Annotated in this window: 1 protein-coding gene; it reads left to right on the top strand. The window is 71.6% G+C overall.

Translation table 11 applies throughout. The features are described 5' to 3' along the window. The first annotated feature begins 77 nt into the window (after positions 1-77). Positions 78-1226, top strand: coding sequence for an ABC transporter ATP-binding protein (locus ABL57_RS12190; protein WP_047803751.1), 1149 nt, complete (start codon positions 78-80; stop codon positions 1224-1226). Positions 1227-1434: the final 208 nt, after the last annotated feature.

Raw genomic sequence — 1434 nt, 5'->3', positions numbered from 1 at the left:
GGCCCCCGTCACCTGTGGGGGTTGCTCTTCTCCTTCGGATCGTCCGGCACGTGCCTGCCGGGAAAGAGGCTTGTTCCATGTCTGCTGTGCGCTACGCGAATGTCACCTGTCAGTACCCGGGGGCCGAGCGGCCCTCGGTCACCGATCTGGACCTGGAGGTGGCCGACGGGGAGTTCCTGGTCCTGGTCGGACCCTCCGGGTGCGGCAAATCCACCACCCTGCGGATGCTGGCCGGCCTGGAGGAGGTCACCGCCGGGAACATCTACATCGGGGACCGCGACGTCACCGACGTGCCCTCGCGGGACCGCGACATCGCGATGGTCTTCCAGAACTACGCCCTCTACCCGCACATGACCGTGGCCGAAAACATGGGCTTCGCCCTGAAGATCGCCAAGGTCCCCGCCGAGGAGCGAAAGCGCCGGGTGGAGGAGGCCGCCAAGATCCTGGATCTGACCGACTACCTCGACCGCAAGCCCAAAGCGCTGTCCGGCGGGCAGCGCCAGCGGGTGGCGATGGGCCGGGCCATCGTGCGCTCCCCGCAGGTGTTCCTGATGGACGAGCCGCTGTCGAACCTGGACGCGAAGCTGCGCGTGCAGACCCGCACCCAGATCGCCTCCCTCACCCGCCGCCTGGGCGTGACCACCGTCTACGTCACCCACGACCAGGTCGAGGCGATGACCATAGGCGATAGGGTCGCCGTGCTCAAGGACGGGGTGCTGATGCAGGTCGACACCCCCCGGGCCCTCTACGACCGCCCGGCCACCGAGTTCGTCGCCGGGTTCATCGGCTCCCCGGCGATGAACCTCTTCCGCTCCCCGGTCACCGACACCGGGGTGAACCTGGGCACCCTGGCCATTCCGCTGAGCCCCGCCCAGCGGGCGGCACTGACCGGCCACCAGGTCACCGTCGGCATCCGCCCCGAGGACCTCACCCCCGCCGGCGAGGGGCAGGGGCTGCCGATCGTGGCCGATGTGGTCGAAGAACTCGGCGCCGACGCCTTCGTCTACGGCCACCTCGCCCCGGTCACCGCCGCGAACACCATCGTGCAGATCGACCCCACCGCCGAGACCGACGGAACCGGCGAGGACGCCCCCGCCGCCCACGAGATCGTCGTGCGCGTGGAGGGCCGCACCCCACCCAAGGCCGGGTCCACCATCTGGGTCACCCCCACCCTGGACCACCTCCACCTCTTCGACACCACCACCGGCACCCGCCTGCCCGACTGACCACCCCCGGCACCACGAGACGACGGCAGCGGGCCCGGCACCTCCACGAGAGGCGCCGGGCCCGCTGCCGTCGTCCGCCGTGCGGAACGCGCGGTCGACAGGACCGCCCGACCCACCGGGCCGCCCCGGGCGTGGGTGGAGCCCGGGCTCCCGGTCCGCCGACCGGGGCTCCGCGGCGCGGCAGCGCCCACCGCGAGGCGGGAAGTGT

The sequence above is a fragment of the Kocuria sp. SM24M-10 genome (assembly GCF_001027955.1).
Classification (GTDB): domain Bacteria; phylum Actinomycetota; class Actinomycetes; order Actinomycetales; family Micrococcaceae; genus Kocuria; species Kocuria oceani.
Note: the sequence above shows the minus strand (reverse complement) of the source record. Positions and strands in the feature narration are given on the sequence as shown.

What these genes read in the sequence shown, in the direction of transcription:
- ABL57_RS12190 (WP_047803751.1), top strand. Translation starts at nt 78, where the DNA reads ATGTCTGCTGTGCGCTACGCGAATGTCACCTGTCAGTACCCGGGGGCC.